Here is a 17,418-nt window from a genome sequence, read left to right on the forward strand (position 1 = left end):
GACGCATGCATGTGCCGTTAGTGTAAGCAGAATCCCATGACGCTCGCCTCCGCCAATTCCAATCCGTGCCTTACCGCTGCCAAATCTATGCAGCGCGGCACGGTGGTATGCGGCCAGCAAGGTCATGACTCCGTGCAGCGTTGGCAGAAACACCAGCGACGTGCGGGCTTTCAGGCCTAAACCCTTTCCTCCCACGGATCTCGTTTAGCCCCCCTGAATAGCCCGGCCGCCCAAAAAGGCTCCGAGGTCCGTATCCTCCCTTTTACCAACAGTTTCCTGCCATGAATAACATCACCCTCCCTCCGCCGTCTGCACCGAAGTCCCGTCGTGAGGAAACCGCGTCCTCCGTGACCGCTTTCCGCACGCCGCACTTCGACTGCGAGACCCTGCCCGATGCCCTGAGGCTTATCGTGTATGTGCCGGGAGTTCAGCCCTCCGGCGTGGAAATCGCCACCCGCGGGCCCGATCTCACCGTCACCGCCCGCAAGGCGCACGTGGTGCGAGCCAACTGGAAATCCATGCATGTGGAGGGTGTGCAACGCGATTATTTGCTCAATCTCCGCCTCGGGCGGTCGTTGAACTTCATGGCGTTGCAGGCAGAGCTCCGCGACGGCGCCCTCACCATCACCATTCCCATGCGGAATGGCTCCAGCGTGACCGGCGTCTCCGCGGCCAGTGTCCGCGCCGCCTAATTACAACAGGGGAAGGACCAAGCCCCGGCCGCTCTCTGCGCATTCACAAAAATGCGCGGGGAGCGGACTTTTTTTTTAAGAATCGGGAGCCAAGGCCGATGTCTCTGGTCAGAGACAGCGTTCGGGTGAGCCGGATGTCCGTCTCTGACATCCATGGACACCCCGCCTCCGCCTCCACCTTCAACCGCAGACACCAAACCCATCGTGCAACACGTCGTCGTTTCCCAACCCAAAGCCGACGCCATCTGGGGCCGCCCGATCTTCCGCGCCCCCGAACTCAAGAGCTTCACTCCCCGGAAAAAGGAAGGTTACTTCCCGCAAAAGCCCTTCAAGGGCCGCGTCCGCGATAAACGCGCCGGTTAAGGCGTAAGCTCTCGAACTCAGCGTCGCCCGTCTCCCTCTCCCTATTTTTGTGTAGTCTGTGTAGGCGTCCCGCCGGACTGGACCAGTCCCGCGGGACTTTTTTTGCCCACTCACCTCGGTCGCCCCGCCGCTCAGCGCTCCGGCACCAACCACCGCAGCGAGCCTTCGCCGCCCGCCGCCTGCGCCAAGGTTTCGCCCAGCCAAGTCATCGCCGGTGCCACCGCCTGATCAAGTTGCCACGGTGGATTGACCACCATCACGCCGGCCCCGCGCATTTTTAACCCGGCCTCCGGTCCCGCCACGGTGAGCTCAGCCGTCCAAGTCGGCGCCCAATCGGCCTCTTTTTCCACCGCGGCCAAAAACGTCGGTGCCCCGGCGCGCGCCGTCAGCGGATACCACACCGCAAAGGTGCCGCCCGGCAGCCGTCGCAATCCCTCGCGCAACGCGGTCATCACCTTGCGGGCTTCGTTCTCCGCTTCGTAAGGCGGATCAATCAACACCAGCGCGCGGCGCTCCAGCGGCGGCAGACAACCGCGCACGGCTTCGTAACCATCGCGCTGCTCCACCTGCACCCGCCGCCGCGGTCCAAGATTCTCGCGCAGCCCGTCAGCCTCGCCGCCCTGCAGCTCACACAAGACCGCCCGGTCCTGTTCCCGCAGGCGATCGACCACTAGAACCGGCGACCCCGGATACGGTTTGAAAGAATCACTTTGCTCAGTCGGAGCCGACTCAACCTGCCGCTGCGCAAAACCGCTCACCGCCGCCGCATAATCGCGCAACAAGGTCGGCACCTTGGCCGCATTTTCGCGCCAAGCTGCCTCCACCCGTCCCCAGCCCATCGGCCATTCCGGCGCGCGTTGCAGACTGTCCCCCTGAGACGCCGCCGCCAAATCGTAGGCCCCGCGTCCGGCATGCGTGTCGAGAAACAGGAAACCCTTTTCCTTGCGCTGCATGCCCGCCACCAGCGCCAGCACGATGGCATGCTTCGCGACGTCGGCGAAATTGCCCGCGTGATAATGGTGCCGGTAATTCACAGGCGCACCTTCACCACGGTCTTGTGCGCGAGCACCGGCGCCGCGCCCGCCGCCAGCGACGGTTTGTGCGCATCACCCGGGAAAAACACCGCGATCTCGCCCGGGGCCACCACCCAACGCGACACCGCTGCACGATCCGCCAAAAACACCACGTCCTTGTCGGCCAGCAAATCTTCGGTCACCGCGAGACCAGCACGTGCCGTCACCTCCATCGCCTCCTCGCCCGACAGCACCGCCTGCAAATCGACATACTGGTCATGCGCTTCAAAGCGCCCCTCGCCCGCCGGTTTGCCCGTGTAAACCTGCTCGAGGGCAAACACCCCATCGGCCAAATCGACCCGCTCCGTCACGCCCTCCGCGATAGCCATGATCCGACCATGGACCGCCGAACCCGGCGCGAGCGCCTCACGCAAATACGCCAGCGCGGCCTCGAACCGTTCATTCGAAGCGAGTTGTTGGGAAATGAGATCCAGCGTGCCCCAGATAGCCATGCCCCGCACTCCAGCGCCGCCCCCACCCCGCCGCAAGCTCATCCACCAAGCTCACCACTCCGCACTCGTCTGTGTCCACTGGTTCGCCTCTGGCGCATTCGTGGTTCAAGGAAACCTTGCCCCACGGCCAATTCACCAAGGCGAAACGTTAGTGAAGCCATCCGTGTTCATCCGTGGTTAAAAAATTCTCTGCCCCACCGCCCTCTGCCCCTCCGCCACCTACCTCGCCGCCCTCAGCTCTCAGCCCTCCGCCGCAAACATCCCCTTTTCCAGCGGCGGATTCCCCTCCATCCAATTCATCATCGTTTCGCTCACCAGCTCCTCGCCCGCCCACACGACCACTTTGTGCGGCAGGATGACGCCCTGCACGGGGCGAAAATCGCCATAGAACGTCTGCGTCTCGCTCTTCGAACCATCCGGGCGCAACTGCACGCGATCCTGTCGCACGATGAAATACGTGTCGGCCGCGATATAGAGCACGCTCTGATCCGAGGCACTGCGCGTCGCGATCAACTTCACCACCGGACGCTCACCCACCTCGTCCTCCCCCGCGTAGTCGAGCACGTAACCGCGCTCCTCCGGATTCACGAGGGGGTCATCAAACTCCGACTCCAGCTTGAAGGCACTCGCCAACGCCGGCGGCATCGCCCGCCGCTCCCCCTCCGCGCCGGCTTGGATCCACGGTTCTCCTTCGCCGCTCCAGCCCTGCACCATGTAAAGCCCCTGCGCCTCCACTTCGATGCGCACCGCGTTCGGTCGCCGCGCCCACATCTGGAAGTCCATTTCCTGGCCGCTCGCCACCGTCTCGCCGCCTGCCCGCAACGACTCCAAACGATTGATCCGATCCACCCCGCCGATCGCCTCCACATGGATGCGCGCGATATCCGCCGCCACGTTGGCATTGGCTTTCGCCGTCTGTGCTCCCGCCAAAACGAGGAGCCCGATCAGAACCGTGGAGAAGCGCACTTGCATCCGCCGATCTCAACCGACGCGCCCGCCGCGGCACAAGCCTGTTGCCCTTCCTGGCCAAATCCCCTGACGTCCCCCGCTCTCCGTTTCCGTTCGCCACCACACCATGCTGCGCATCCTTTCCGACCTCCATATCCGCGACGCTGCGTCCAAGATTCGCCGCCTCGCCGACCTCGAGCCGCTGCTCGATGGAGTCGATGAACTCTGGCTCAACGGCGACACCTGCGACAACCAAACCGGACTCGCCCCCGCCGACCTCGACGAGATCCGCGCCTTCTTCATCGCACGCGTCCCCGTCGTGCGTTTCCTCACCGGCAACCACGATCCCGACATCTCCACCGTCCACGAAGCCAGCGCCGCCGAGGGTAGGCTCTGGGCGACGCACGGTGACGTCTTTCTCGACAGCGTCGTCCCCTGGAGCCGCGTCCGCGATAAGATCGAAGAGCGCGTCGCTCGCGCCCTCCAAGCCGACTCGGCCCTCGATTTAACCACCTTCGAAGGCCGCATCGCCGCCATGCGCCAAGCCTGCCTCGGCTTCGGCCGCGAATGCGACCCTGAGCGCAATGATCCCGCCCATCGCCTGCGTCGCCTGTTCACCGAGTTTTTCCCGCCCCGCCAGCCGCTCGCCATGCTGCACACCTGGTGGACTTTCCCGCACCGCGCCGTCACCCAAACCCGCCGCTGGCGCCCCGACGCTCGCGTCATCGTCACCGGCCACGTGCACTTCCCCCGCGTCTGGCAGAGGGGCGACTATACCGTCATCAACACCGGCGCCTTCACCGGCCCGCTCGGTGCCCGCTGCGTCGACGTTTTTGACGGCCACCTCGCCGTGCGCACCATCACCTGGCGTCGCCGCGCCTGGCACGCCGGCGACCGAGTCGCCACGATTGCGCTGGCCACCTGACGAATCACCCGCCTATCGCTTCAGCCATGAGTAGCATGTTCGAATTCGGTTGGTGGAACCGCGATCCCGAGGAAGGCAAATACGAAGTGAAAGCCTCCTTCCGCGGCGGCGTGCTCAGTTTCCGGCGCCATCAGGGCCACCACACCCTCTGGCAAGACCACACGCCCAGCCAGGATGACTACGACCGCCTGCTCAAGGAAGCGGAGAAACGCGTCCCCCGTCGCCTCATCTCGCCCAAGCAGATGAAACAGCTCGAAGAGCTCGTCGCCCGCGAACGCGACCGCCGCCTGTAAATCGGGCCGCGCCCCCCGCCGCGTCAAAGCTGCCGCGCCCACAACCGGAACGTGGCCGAGGCTTCCGGCCTCGGTGCCCAACCCGAGCGCCCCCAATCGAGAATCGAGACTCCAAAATCGAAAATCCGAAGCCTCAATTTGTTGCAAATGAGCTTCAGGTCTTGAACCCCTCCGCGCGGGCCGGTTGAACCGTCCGCATCATGTTTGCTTACGCCCTGTATAAGGGCGGGTTGGTCGTGTCGTCCCCGCTTCGCAACGGACTGCTTACGTCGCTCGCTTTCCTGGTTCTGGCCCCCGTTCTCTCCGCCGACCGCCTGCGCGGTCAGCTCCGCCACGAGTTCCTCGACAATATCCCGGTCGCCGGAGCTCGCATCGAACTCGCCGACGCGACCGATCCCACCCAGACTGACGTCGTCGAATCCGATGCGCTGGGCTACTTCGTTTCCACCGCCTTCTACGCCGGCGATGAGGTCAACGTCACCGCCACCCACCCGGCCTACCAGCAGGAGACGCCCACCGTCACGCTCGCCAGCGACGACCACTTCGAGTCCATCCTCATGACCCCGCTCGGCGAGGTCACCACCGACTACCACAACATCATCATCCAGGTCGCCGGCGCCGTCGCCCAACTCCCCCTCGCCGGCGTCCCGGTCGAGATCACCCGCTGGTCCGCCGACAACACCCTGCTCTCCACCGATCAGGTCGAAACCGATGCCAAGGGCGTCGCCGTCCTCCGCGGCGCCCGCTCCGGCTTCTACGAGTTTAAACTCAACGACTCTTCCCTGCCCGACACCGATCGCCGCGCCCGCTACGAGGACTACGCCACCCCGCTCCTCCAACGCGTTGAGATCACGCAGGACCATTTCATGAACGTCTTCCTCAAGCCGCTGGAGCAGGACCTCAAGGTCCGCGTCACCGGCTACGACTTCGTGAAAAAGGAGGGCGACGCCCCGCTCGAAAACGTGCTCGTCGAAATCCGCGGACTCGATCCCGCCGACCACGACATCGAGGTTCTCCACCCGCGCAGCGATTTCACCGTGCTCTTCGACGCCGGCACTGCGGGAGGGAGCGGCAGCGGCAGCTCCGTCGATCCAACTCTTTTCTACCTGCAAAACGGCGAGGTGGTTTTCCAAGGCCTGCCGCCGGTCGCCTATGAGGTGAAGGTCAGCCGTTTCGGCTACATCACCCAGCGCATTCTCCTCGAGCCCGACTCCGTCACCGGCCTGCTGCCCAACAGCTACGACGTCCCGCTCGAAGTTTCGCTCCCCGCCGAAGGCCACGCCGTCGATATCCTCGTCGATTTCCCTCACCACGTCTCCGCGACCTTTGATCAAAACGGTCTCTTCGCCGGCAGCGGCGTGACTGGCCTCGGCCTCAAGGTGCGGGTCGTCGGTATCGAAGGCACGAATACAGACGGTCTCAGCTACGAGGCCTACACCGGCCAGAACCTCAACGGCGAAACCTACGCGCCTTTCTACGAGCCCTTCCTTTCCGGTCGCTATCGCGTCTTCGTCGACGGCCTCTCCGGCGAGACCAATTTCGAATACAACGAGACCTTCGACTACTACAGCCCGGTCGGCTACGACTACGACCTCGCCTCCACTGGCGCCACCATCATCGAGGTGCCCGTCGGCCGCACCGAAACCACGCCCGAGTTCCATCGCTTCACCGTCGACCTCGAAACCCCGCTCGTCCCCATCCGCGGCCAACTGCTCGCTGCCGAATCCATCGAACCCGATTCGCGCCAACCCATTTTCCGTCCCTACACCGATCAAACCATCGAGCTCGTGCCCGGCCCCGCCGAGCGCAACCTCGCCGATCCCTCCGCCGCCGCCGTCACCGTGACCACCGACGCGCAGGGATACTTCGGCGCCGAACTCCTGCCCGGTCTCTACGGCATCCGCCTGCCCGGCATGGACGACTATTTCGGCGACGAGGTCATCGTGCACGTCGGCGAAGCCACTCGCCCCAACAACGCCAACCGCACCACCACCTACGAGTGGCCCCTCGCCGAAGCCTTTCCCGAGGTGCCCGGAGCGGTCTCCCTCCAAGCCCACAGTTACTTCGAGCTCAACGGCCTGCCCATCCATGCCGGTCGCGACCAATTCCTCGAGCTGCGCGTCCGCCGTGAGCACTACATCATCGAGGCCTACGGCACCGAAAACACCGACTTCAATCGCAAGGTCGTCGCCGTCACCGGCACCGGTTTTCCCATCGAAGCCGACTACTCCCCAACCCTCGCCAACCAAACCACCATCACTCTCCTCGGTGCCGATGGCGACGTGACCACGACCATCGAACCCGAGCCGCCCGGCAGCTTCTACAACCCTCTCTACGCGCGCTGGGATAACCTCGCCCCCGGCGACTACACCGGCGTCACCGCCACCATTCCCGGCCACGACTTTTCCGCCGAGTATTTTGGCGCCAAAACCCTCTTCGATTGGCCCACGCCCGGGTCCGCTCCCGATCTCACCCAAGCCGCCCTTTTCGACGTCGTTAACTTTCCCAACAACGAATTCCCCTGGGAGCCGCTCACCCCGGTCCAAACCGGCGGTTTCGAAATCGTTATGACGCCGTATGAAGCCGCCACCTACAGCGTTTACCAATGGGAGGAACGCACCGTCGATGGCGAGACCGTCGGCGAATACGTGTTCCAATACGATACCTCCGAGGGCTTCATGACCGAGACCACCGTCGCCCCCGGCTACTTCGGCGGCTACCCTTCTCTCGGCGGTCCCGTCACCGCCATCTGGTCCAACGGGCTCGACGACCAGGGCAACTCCTACCGCGTGCGCCTCACGCCCGGCGGCCGCCTTAACCTCGAGGGTCCCTCGGCCACGCCCGAGACCGCCATGCCCAGCCTAAGCTACACCCTGCTCATCGACGGCGTCGCCGCCACCGATTCCGCCACCGCCATCAACGACGTGGAATACACCCTGAGCAATAGCGGCACCACCATCCTCACCGGCACCCCACTGCCCGGCCTCACCGAATCGCCCAACGTCTACAAAGCCTCCTCCGACAACTACAGCGAACAATACCAATCCAGCATCCGCGTCCTCACCGACGCCGCCAGCCCCACCCTCGGCATCACCGTCGGCCTCGAGCCCGGCATGGAGGTCACCGCCACGCTCCGCGACCAGACCCCCACCGGCCTCTCCCAAACGCCCATCGACATCCCCGCCGCCAACCTGCCCGTCCAGATCCGCAACCGCTACGGCCGTCTCCTCGCCACCGAAACCACCGACGCCGAGGGCAAGGTCACCTTCAACGCCCTCCCCGGCTACGCCGATTACTTCCTCACCGTCGACGCTCCCGGCTTCACCCCGGTCCGGCGTCGCCTCGCCGCCGCCGACGCCACCCTTTCCGAGAGCCTCGATACCGCCGCCACCCACGATGTCACCCAGGACGTCGTGCTCCTGCCGCGCCCCACGCTCCACACCACCGGCGTGCCCCACGATCGCTGGGGCATGTTCCTGCCCACCGTCTCCCGCTCGGGCGACGTCAACGCCGAGGACGGCATCAAGACCTTCGACTTCTTCGCCGCCGCCGACGCCCTCACCACCACCTGGAAAGTCGAAGTCACCCCCTACCAACTTAACCTCACCCTGCCCGGCTTCGACAACGGCCTCGGCACCACGCCCGCGGACGACACCCTCACCGGTCCCGACCCCATCGTCGCCGCTTACCTCATCGACGAACGCCGCTTCCAAAAAGACGGCTTCAGCGGCGGCACTGATCCCCTCGAAGGCGAAGAACTCTTCGCCATCCCCGCCGACGACGAACCCACCGACCTCGCCGCCATCGTCAAAGCGACCACCCAAATCCAAAGCGAGCAGGACGGCTCCTTTGTATCCACCAGCCAACAACGCCGCGTCTTCGTTGACCCCGCCGATTCGATCAAGATCGATGCCACCTCCGGCCGCACCGTCGTGACCGGCAAGATGCCGCTCTGGGATCTGCCCCCCGGCGAGTTTGATCCCGTGATCGTGCTCCAAACCCAGCGTGGTGCCTTCCTCGCCTACGATGTCGCTTACACCGGCGACGATGCCCCCAAACGCCTCCGCGGCCCCGAGCTCCCGCCGTGGTTCGCCAACCTCCTCGATCTGCTCGGCATCGCGTCCGGTATCGCCGGCACTCAGGGCCGCGTGCAGGAAGCCCTCAAAGACTACGTGCCCGAGGATAAATTTATCCCGCTACCCGACTTCTCGATGACCATCACCGTCGACAAGGACGATCCCGAGAAGGAGGAGGGTTACCTCAAATACGCCCTCAAACTTGGCATGAGCGAAGAGGTGGGCCAGGAGAGCAAAGCGGCCGGTCTGCTCTCTTACGGTCCAGGTTTCCTTGGCGTTAAACTCGAAGCCTCCGCCGAACTCGCCACCAACGGGCGCGAAAACACCACCGCCTTCACCCTCGCGGCCAGCGCCTCCAAAGAAAGCCTTATTGACGAAGACTACGGCACCAAGATCGCGCCCATCGGCGGCTCCAAGGTCAGCTTCGAAGATCCCCGCGGCGGCGTCTCCACCACCGCCTCCACCAACTATCCGGGCGGCGACGACGCCGACCCGCTCAAATTTCAACTCACCGCCACCGCCGGCGCCGGCGTTGCGGCCAAGGTCTCCGCCAACCTCAACCAATACGCCCGCCCCATTCCCTACGCCGGCCCCGTCATCGGCATCCTCGGCGACACCGGCATCGCCTCTCTCGACGCCGCCATCTTGGGCCGCATCGCCGCCTCCCAAACCTACACCATCAAGACCGAGTTCCCGCGCTCCCGCAAAGTGAGCACGCGCCCGCGCGACGAAGCCGTGCCTCGCTCCAGTTTCCTCGGTGAAACCGTCACCGCCGAGACCGAGTTCTGCCTCGGTGTCGGCTTCGGCACCGAACTCACCCTCTCCAGCCAAATTGGCACCCAGAATTTTAACGTGTTCTCCGGCAACGCCAAGATCGCCTTCGATGTCGGCGGCGGTGGCTGTGGCGTTTCCGACAAGCTCGGCACCATGGAGATGAAGCTCAACCCGCTCGGCGGCTGGCCGCTCATCACCGAGATCAGCGGCGAAGTTTCCGTCAAAGCCGAGGCCTCCGCCGGCGCCGGCCTCGCTCAGATGAAGGGCGAATGGACCCTCGCCAAGGCCGATTTCAAGGTGCAGTTTGGCACCGAGACCGTCGTCACCCACTACCCGGTGCAGGCCGTGTATTCACTTTCCGGCGACGTCGCCGCCGGCGAAGGCCTGTTCGTCGACGCCGGCCCCGAAATCGTCGGCGGCCTCGCCCCCGCCGCGACCTTCAACGTCAACGGCGACCTCACCGACTCCTTCGCCTTCACCACCTTCGACGAGACGTCCGGCCAGTTTGTCCTCCGCATCGCCGGCCGCACCGGCGAGCACAGTTGGTCCGACCCACTCGACATCGCCCTCGCCCCGCAGATTGGTGCCTCCACCAGCCTCGTGCTGGGGGACGGCCGCACCCTCATCGTTTACGCCACCCTCGTCGACGGCCATGACCCCTACGATCCCTACGCCGACCACCAAATCTTCAGCCGCCTCATCGAAACCGACGGCACCGTCGGCCCCCAAACCTCCGTAGCCTACCTCAACAACCCGGTCACTCAACTCGCCCTCGCCCAGTCTGGCAGTCGCGTGGAACTCCACACCAAGGCCCCCGCCACCGATGGTAGCCAGCACTACTGGCAGATGTTCCTCACGCCCTTCGATCCCACCACCGCCACCTGGGACAGCACTCAATTCCGCGTCAACGAATCCGAAGACTTCGCCCTCTCACTCACCTCCGGCGGCCCCAGCGGAGCCGACGAAATCCTCCTGCACTGGGTGACCACCTCCGGCACTTGGAAATGGCTGCGCTCGACCGACTCCACGCCCCAAACCGTCACCGGCACCTTCGCCGCCCCGCCCGCCAGCTGGGCCACCGCATCCTTCTACGAACTCGTCGCCCCTGCCACCGACGGCCGCCTCCTGCGCTTCGGCCAAACCGCCCTCACCGGCGCGCCCAGCGAACGCGACACCCCGCTCACCACCGGTCGCTCCACCGTCGAAGTGGGTCTCACCCAACAATCGGTCACCGCCGAGGGCGGCTACCTCCTCGCTTGGGTCGAACAGGTCGGCTCCCACCGCGAACTCTTCTACCTGACCTACGCGCCCGACGGCACGCCCACCATCGATCCAACGCCAGTGACCGCCAACACCGTCGGTCGCTACTCCGATCTGCGCCTCACCCGTCAGAACGCCACCGCCGCCTACATCTTCGCCCGCTTCGATCACAACGACGTGCACAACCTGCGCACCTTCGAAATCGATCTGCTCGACGGCCTCGCCGACAACGATGCCGACGCCGACGGCCTCCCTGATCCGGCCGAGCTGCTCATCATCGACGCGGACACGACCGACGGCATTGAACTCATCGACCAAGTCCTCGCCGGGGACGACTTCGACAGCGATGGCTTCACCAACGGCGAAGAAATCCTCGCCGGTTCCGATCCCGCCAACCCGTTCTCCACACCCGCGCCGCCCGGCCCGCCCGTGGTCAGCCTCGTCGCTATCGACGCCGTCGCCGGCGAAGGCCTCTCCGGCACCGCCAGCTTCACCGTGCAACGCACGGAAAATCTTCTGGCCGACCTGCCCATCAGCCTCACCTACAGCGGCACGTCATTGCTCGACACCGACTACAGCACCAGCCCCAGCGCCCCCACGCTCGCCGCTGGCTCGGCCTCGACCGAGGTGACGCTCACCCCGCTGGCCGACGACCTCGCCGAGGGCCCGGAAACCATCACCGTCACGCTCGACCCATCCGCCGACTACGAGCTCGGCACCACCACCAGCCTCACCCTCAATCTCGCCGACCTGCCCATCCAGCAATGGCGCCTCGATCAGTTTGGGGCCGAGGCCAACACCACCGCCGCTGCCGCCACCAGCGACGCCGATGGCGACGGCATCATTAACCTCCTCGAATACGTCTTCTTCCTCGATCCCGTCTCCCCCGATGGCCCCGGCGGCCTCGAGCTCGCCCTCGCCCCCCTCGATGGGACGACGTATCTGGAGATCCACTACACTCGCAACCCCGCCGCCACCGACGTGATCGCCACCCTGGAAGGCTCCGCCGACCTCACCACCTTTACCGAAGTCGCGACGGAGTTCACCGAAGTGTCTACCACCACCAACCCCGATGGATCGGAGACGGTCGTCCTCCGCAGCACGGCTCCCTTCCAGGACCTAACCGCCCGCTTCTTCCGCCTCCAGCTCGAGCTGATGCCCTAGGGCCACGCTTTCACCTCCGGCTCAAGCGCAGCTACGTGTCGGGGCACAAGGCATCTGGCCCCACACACAAAAAAGCCCGGCCAACCTTGGCCGGGCTTTGCCTTAAAATCAGGCGGCCAACTGGCTGCGTCGCCGCCGCCAACCGGCCCATCCCAGCACCCCGCAACCAAAGATCAGCGCATACGTCCCCGGCTCCGGCACCGCCGAAGTGGCGATTCTCACCGAATTGACCGTAAACCAAGCCGAATAGTTTTCCGGGCTGCCGTCTCCGTTGGTGTAGAATTGCAACTGCAACCAATCATCCCCCGAAAAGGGACTGCTGTAGGTTCCGGTGAAATCGCTGAAGTAAGTCGCCACATCCGAGTCGAGGTTACCCTCGCTGAAATCCGGGAACGGAGACCCAGAAACATTCGCGCGGATGGATACCAAATCCGTGCCCCCCAGGGAGTTTAGTCCAATATCACCGGTATAAAGGGGATCCTCCCCGCCTGATTCCGTTTCGTCCGTGGCCTCGAACGTCAGCCCGGGAGACCCGGTCACGTTGAGTTTGGAGAACGTAGCGTCGCCAGATGGCGTAATATACGAGCCCGCCAAACCCGTGCCCGAGATGGAGGACCAGATGTCCGTTTCAGACGACAAGGTGGTTTCGTAGTAGGGAGAGCCCTGGTAACTGCCCGCCGACCCATAATCCGTCGCCGACCGCGATCCATCGGTCGTGAAGATGAAGGTGTAACTGGCCCCACTGGTGTAACCTTCTGCAGTGGAGTTCGCGGTGGCCGTGATGGTGAAGGTGACCTGAGCCGACAAAAACGTGGTGCCGAGCACACACGTGAGCAGAGCCAAAAGTGGCAATCGTTTGGGAATCATGAGCGTTTGGGATAGAGGTGGATTCACGTGACCTAACGCCCCCCAAAGCGAAATCCCCCCAAACGATGGGCCATCCCCTACCCAATTTCCCCCTCCCCGTTCCGCCCCCCTTCGAAAATCAAGAATCCAAAATCAAAAATCCCCTCATCCCGATCATCCCAGCTTCCCCTCGCCCACCAACCGCCACCACAGCAACCGGAACGCGGGCGCGAAGGCCTCCGGCTCCGCCTCAATCGCCGCGCTCACTTCGCCCACGCCCCACCAGCGCCCTTCGTCGATTTCCGCCGGATGCAGTTCAAACGGTCCTTCGTGCTCCAAATGGTAAACCCACACGAACTCCCAGCCCGTCGCCTCCGAGGGACGTTCGTAGATCCAGCGCTTCGGCGGAAACGACACCGTCACCCCGATCTCCTCCTCCAGCTCCCGCACCGCCGCCACATCGTAATCCTCCCCGGCATCGAGATGCCCGGAACACGAGGAGTCCCAACATCCCGGGGCCATGTCCTTCGCCATCGAGCGTTTTTGCAAAAACACCTCACCTGCGCGGTTAAACACCAGCACGTGAATCGCCCGATGCCACAACCCCTGCGTATGCACCGCCTTGCGCGTGGCCTGCCCGATCACCTCATCCTCGGCATTCACCACATCAAAAACCTCGTCGTCACGCTGGGCCTTTACTTCGTCACTCATGTGTGCCCCCTTCGTGAGCCAAATCCCTTTTCTCCGCCATGCCCAAAATCGATGTAAACCAAGTCGCCGATATCCTGAAACGTAACGAAGTTGATCCCAAGCTGCTCAACCAAATCGTCTCGGAAATCAACGCCGTCCTGGAGCAGGAGGCCGGTGAGGAGAAGCCGCCGCCCGTCAAAAAGCAGTGGTGCATTCTGGTGTCCGATCCGGAGGGCAAACTCCCCGAGGACGCCGACTTCGCCGGCTGGGTCGTGCAGATCCCCGAGGGCGAAAGCCCCGCCTCCACCCAAGAGCGCATCAACCGCGCCGCCTACGATTTTAACGCCACCAAACGTGGTCGTCTCCTCCCGGCCACCACCGTCGGCGAGGCCCTCGAAAACGTCGCCGCCAAACACTTCAAGGAAGCCGGCATGTGGGTCAAAACCAAGGAACCGGTGCTCATGCTCCGCACCGACAACAAGATCCCGACCGAGAAGACCGACAAAGACGCCCGCCGCGGCAACCTCGGCTAAGCGCCTAAACGTGTCGGGTTCGACTTCGGGTCGAGCCGCGACCGTCACCCGACCGTCGCCCGACCACCGCTGCTCTCACTCCACGTCTTCCAAGCCGGCGTAGTCATGCACGCGGAAACCGCGTGCTTCCACCGCCGCCTTGAGCGCGGCCAGGTCGAGCTTGTCGCCCAGCTTGATGCCGAGTTCGGCGAATCCGCCCTGCTTCAACTCGAGCGCGTATTGCACATCGTCGCGGAAGGAGCGCACCGACGTCTCGTCGTAGGGATACATCGGATACACCTCGCGCAGCACACCGTCGTTGGTGAAGAAACCGATGTCCAGCGCCGTCGGCGTATTGCGCATCCAGAAACTCAACACCTGCGGTTCGCGGTAGAGAAACAACATGCCCTGGCGGTCCGTCAGGTCGGTGCGCCCCATCAGCCCCCGCTGCATCTCGGTCATGCGCATGGCGAGCTGCATATCCACCGTCGTATCCCCCACCGAGATCGAAAACCAATCCTGCACCGTCTTCGGTGCCACGGTCTCGGACTCCTTCGTTTGGCCACAGGCCGTCAACATGAAGGACGCCAAAAGGGCCAGGCCCACACTCCATCGCCACGAAACCGGATTTGCGTTTTTCATCAACGCGTTGGCTAATCGGCCCCAGTTCGAAATTCAACCTCCATACCATTCCCTCCCGTGCCAAAATCCGCGCTTCTTTTCTTCGACGAAACCCTCCGCTCCCTCGACCTCCGCTACTTCTGCGGCTTCGAGGTGCATGACCCGTTCATTGCCGTCCAGGTCGGCAGCAAACGCATCGGCGTGCTCAACGCCCTCGAATACGGCCGCGCCCTCAAAGAGTCGTCCTTCGACCAAATCATCCCGCTCGAAGAACTGACCGCCGCCGCCCAGGAAGCCGGCGTCGAACAGCCCGGCCCCTCCGATCACATCGCCGCCCTCGCCAAGCGCCTCAAAATCGCCTCCTTCGACGTGCCGGAGGATTTCCCGTCTGCCATTCTGGTGAAGCTCCTCGATATGGGCATCGACCTGCAGATCATCGACGGTGCCGTCTTCCCCGACCGCGAGATCAAGTCCGACGACGAAGCCAAATGGATCCGCGAAGGCAACCGCTGCGCCTCCGCCGGTTTCGCCGCCGCCGAGGCCATGCTGCGCGCCTCCGAAATCAAAGGCCGCCGCCTCGTTTACAAGGGCAAGACGCTCACCAGCGAGATGGTGCGCACCGCCATCCAAACCGCCTGTATCGCCGCCGGCGGTTTCCCGGCCGACGCCATCGTGGCCGGCGGTGACCAGGGTTGTGACCCGCACTGCCGCGGCTCCGGACCGCTCCGTCCGCACGACCTCATCATTCTCGATATCTTCCCGCGCATGTTCAAAACCGGTTACTGGGGCGACATGACCCGCACCTTCCTGCGTGGCGAACCCAGCGACGTCCAACGCGACCTCGTCGCCGCCGTCGCCAAGGCCCAAAAGGCCGCCACCAAAGCCATCAAGGCCGGCGTCTACGCCGACTCCGTGCACGCCGAGTCCAACCGCGTCTTCGATGAACTCGGCTACAAAACCGAACGCACCGCCGAAGGCGCCGTCGGCTTCTTCCACGGCACCGGTCATGGCCTCGGTCTCGCCATTCACGAATCCCCCCGCCTCGGCTCCGTGCACCGCAAGCTCAAGAAGGGCATGGTCGTCACGGTCGAACCGGGCCTCTACTACCCGGGCTTGGGCGGCTGCCGCATCGAGGACGTCGTCCAAGTCACCGACGCCAAACCCAAGAAGCTCTCCAGCTTCCACTACAACTGGGTCTTCTAAGGCAAGTAGTCCCGCGAACGCGGCGATCTCGCCCGCTCCCCCTGCCCCTCAGCCCGTCACCCACCGTGGCCGAGGCTTCCAGCCTCGGCTAACCTGCCGCGTGGGATCGCCGACGCCCCCGTCGGCATCCCCTACGACGAACGCGGGCGACACGCCCGCGGCTACATCCCCGTCCGAGTGTGTAGCAGCGGCCGTCTCGGCCGCTCCGACCTGCCCCTCGGCCCGCCACCCATCGTGGCCGAGGCTTCCAGCCTCGGCTAACCTGCCTCTCGGCCAGCCCCTCCTACTTCCGCCCGATCCACCCCCGCCGCCAGAAGTAGAACGCCAGCCCGCCCGAAATCGAAATACACGCCCCCCAGAACACGGCGTAGCTGTATCTCCATGACAGCTCGGGGATGTAGTCAAAATTCATCCCATACACCCCGGCCACAAAAGTGATCGGGATGAAGAACGAAGCCATGATGGTGAGCACCTTCATGATCTCGTTCATCCGGTTGCCCACCGCCGACATATACAAATCGTTCAGACTCGCCGCCTGCTCCCGGTGCATCTCCACGATTTCCATGATCTGGAGCGCATGGTCGTAAACGTCGCGCAGGAAGGTCCGCACCTCCGCATCGATCAACGTCGTCTCCGAGCGTTGCAACTCGTTCGCCACTTCGCGCAACGGCCACATCACCCGCCGCAGCACCGACAACTCTCGCTTCACGCCGTGGATGTCGCGCTGCACCGAAGGCCCCGGATCGTCCAACACCACCTCTTCCAACTGCTCCAGCCGCAGACCGTAGGTTTCCAGAATCGGATAAAAATGGTCCACCACCGCATCCAGCAGCGCGTAAAACAGATACGACGTATCCAGTGAACGGAGACGCCCGCCCGCCCGCTTCAACCGCTCACGGATCGGTCCCCACACGTCGCCCGGAATCTCCTGAAACGTGATCACCGTGCGCTCGTAAAGCAGCATGCTCACCTGCTCCTGTTTCAGCACCTCCCCTTCCAGCCGCATCATGCGCACCACCGTGAAAAGGTGGTTTTCGTAGAGCTCCATTTTCGGTCGCTGCGAGGTGCGCAGGATGTCCTCCGCCGTCAGCGTATGGAACTTATACTTTTTGCGCAGCTGATTCACCGCATAGGGGTGCAGGCCATCCACATTCACCCAACGCGCCGTCGACCACTCCGGCCGCTTGGACGCATGAAACTCATCCACCGTGCCCTGATGCCACTCGATACGATCGGCCGTGTAGTCGCACCAATACACCCGCACGGCCTCTGGATCCGGCGGTTCATCGAGTCCCGCGATCGATTCGATGCCGGGCGATTCGCCGGGTCGCGCCTTCGGTGACGGCGCACCGCTCGTAAAGGGATTCGCCCCGCTCAAGCCCGACATCAACCAGCGGCCCAGACGGCTCACGCCTTTGAGTGGATTCACCGACAGTTTGGAGGGGGTATCGTTCGGCACGTCCGCATCAGTGTCACAAATCGCCGCCGTTTCAATCCCCCACAAGACTTGTCCTGTCGCCGCCCCT

14 protein-coding genes are annotated in these 17,418 nt (G+C 64.1%); 7 read left to right on the forward strand and 7 right to left on the reverse strand.

Annotated elements, in window-relative coordinates; genetic code table 11:
- Nucleotides 1-281 precede the first annotated feature (281 nt).
- A complete protein-coding gene (locus K1X11_RS05235) occupies nucleotides 282-692 on the forward strand; it encodes an Hsp20/alpha crystallin family protein (protein WP_221031895.1) in 411 nt (136 codons plus the stop codon).
- A 153-nt stretch (nucleotides 693-845) separates the two neighbouring features.
- On the forward strand, nucleotides 846-1,055 hold the full coding sequence (locus K1X11_RS05240; RefSeq protein WP_221031896.1) for a hypothetical protein: 210 nt from the start codon (nucleotides 846-848) through the stop codon (nucleotides 1,053-1,055).
- 131 nt (nucleotides 1,056-1,186) lie between these two features.
- Here the strand turns inward: K1X11_RS05240 and K1X11_RS05245 are convergent, their stop codons facing one another.
- The 3 genes from K1X11_RS05245 to K1X11_RS05255 form a co-directional block, all read right to left on the reverse strand.
- Complete coding sequence (locus K1X11_RS05245; RefSeq protein WP_221031897.1) at nucleotides 1,187-2,089, reverse strand: 23S rRNA (adenine(2030)-N(6))-methyltransferase RlmJ; 903 nt, start codon at nucleotides 2,087-2,089, stop codon at nucleotides 1,187-1,189.
- Nucleotides 2,086-2,580 (reverse strand): NanQ anomerase/TabA/YiaL family protein, encoded by a 495-nt coding sequence (locus tag K1X11_RS05250; protein ID WP_221031898.1) that lies wholly within the window; start codon nucleotides 2,578-2,580, stop codon nucleotides 2,086-2,088. The genes K1X11_RS05245 and K1X11_RS05250 overlap by 4 nt, the downstream gene beginning before the upstream one ends.
- A gap of 240 nt (nucleotides 2,581-2,820) precedes the next feature.
- On the reverse strand, nucleotides 2,821-3,552 hold the full coding sequence (locus K1X11_RS05255; RefSeq protein ID WP_221031899.1) for a LolA-like protein: 732 nt from the start codon (nucleotides 3,550-3,552) through the stop codon (nucleotides 2,821-2,823).
- 103 nt (nucleotides 3,553-3,655) lie between these two features.
- On the opposite strand from K1X11_RS05255, the gene K1X11_RS05260 reads away from it, so the two are divergent.
- From K1X11_RS05260 to K1X11_RS05270, 3 genes are all read left to right on the forward strand, one after another.
- Nucleotides 3,656-4,453 (forward strand): metallophosphoesterase, encoded by a 798-nt coding sequence (locus K1X11_RS05260; protein ID WP_221031900.1) that lies wholly within the window; start codon nucleotides 3,656-3,658, stop codon nucleotides 4,451-4,453.
- 26 nt (nucleotides 4,454-4,479) lie between these two features.
- On the forward strand, nucleotides 4,480-4,746 hold the full coding sequence (locus tag K1X11_RS05265; RefSeq protein WP_225919553.1) for a hypothetical protein: 267 nt from the start codon (nucleotides 4,480-4,482) through the stop codon (nucleotides 4,744-4,746).
- Between the two features lie 200 nt (nucleotides 4,747-4,946).
- Complete coding sequence (locus K1X11_RS05270) at nucleotides 4,947-12,020, forward strand: carboxypeptidase-like regulatory domain-containing protein (protein ID WP_221031901.1); 7,074 nt, start codon at nucleotides 4,947-4,949, stop codon at nucleotides 12,018-12,020.
- A gap of 108 nt (nucleotides 12,021-12,128) precedes the next feature.
- Here the strand turns inward: K1X11_RS05270 and K1X11_RS05275 are convergent, their stop codons facing one another.
- Both K1X11_RS05275 and K1X11_RS05280 read right to left on the reverse strand, forming a co-directional pair.
- Entirely contained in the window at nucleotides 12,129-12,887 is a 759-nt protein-coding gene (locus K1X11_RS05275; RefSeq protein WP_221031902.1) for a PEP-CTERM sorting domain-containing protein, read from the reverse strand.
- A 153-nt stretch (nucleotides 12,888-13,040) separates the two neighbouring features.
- Nucleotides 13,041-13,577 (reverse strand): NUDIX hydrolase, encoded by a 537-nt coding sequence (locus tag K1X11_RS05280; protein ID WP_221031903.1) that lies wholly within the window; start codon nucleotides 13,575-13,577, stop codon nucleotides 13,041-13,043.
- 38 nt (nucleotides 13,578-13,615) lie between these two features.
- Here K1X11_RS05280 and K1X11_RS05285 point away from each other — a divergent pair, with 38 nt between their 5' ends.
- Nucleotides 13,616-14,089, forward strand: a complete 474-nt coding sequence (locus K1X11_RS05285) for a hypothetical protein (RefSeq protein WP_221031904.1) — start codon at nucleotides 13,616-13,618, stop codon at nucleotides 14,087-14,089.
- A 75-nt stretch (nucleotides 14,090-14,164) separates the two neighbouring features.
- On the opposite strand, the gene K1X11_RS05290 is transcribed toward K1X11_RS05285, so the two are convergent.
- On the reverse strand, nucleotides 14,165-14,647 hold the full coding sequence (locus K1X11_RS05290; protein WP_225919554.1) for a DUF192 domain-containing protein: 483 nt from the start codon (nucleotides 14,645-14,647) through the stop codon (nucleotides 14,165-14,167).
- 120 nt (nucleotides 14,648-14,767) lie between these two features.
- Here K1X11_RS05290 and K1X11_RS05295 point away from each other — a divergent pair, with 120 nt between their 5' ends.
- Nucleotides 14,768-15,892: a M24 family metallopeptidase gene (locus K1X11_RS05295; RefSeq protein ID WP_221031906.1), complete on the forward strand. Its 1,125-nt coding sequence runs from the start codon at nucleotides 14,768-14,770 to the stop codon at nucleotides 15,890-15,892.
- Nucleotides 15,893-16,175: 283 nt separating this feature from the next.
- On the opposite strand, the gene corA is transcribed toward K1X11_RS05295, so the two are convergent.
- Nucleotides 16,176-17,351, reverse strand: coding sequence for a magnesium/cobalt transporter CorA (gene corA / locus K1X11_RS05300; RefSeq protein ID WP_324726103.1), 1,176 nt, complete (start codon nucleotides 17,349-17,351; stop codon nucleotides 16,176-16,178).
- Nucleotides 17,352-17,418 lie beyond the last annotated feature (67 nt).

Origin of the sequence: Actomonas aquatica, from assembly GCF_019679435.2 — a bacterium.
Taxonomy (GTDB): domain Bacteria; phylum Verrucomicrobiota; class Verrucomicrobiia; order Opitutales; family Opitutaceae; genus Actomonas; species Actomonas aquatica.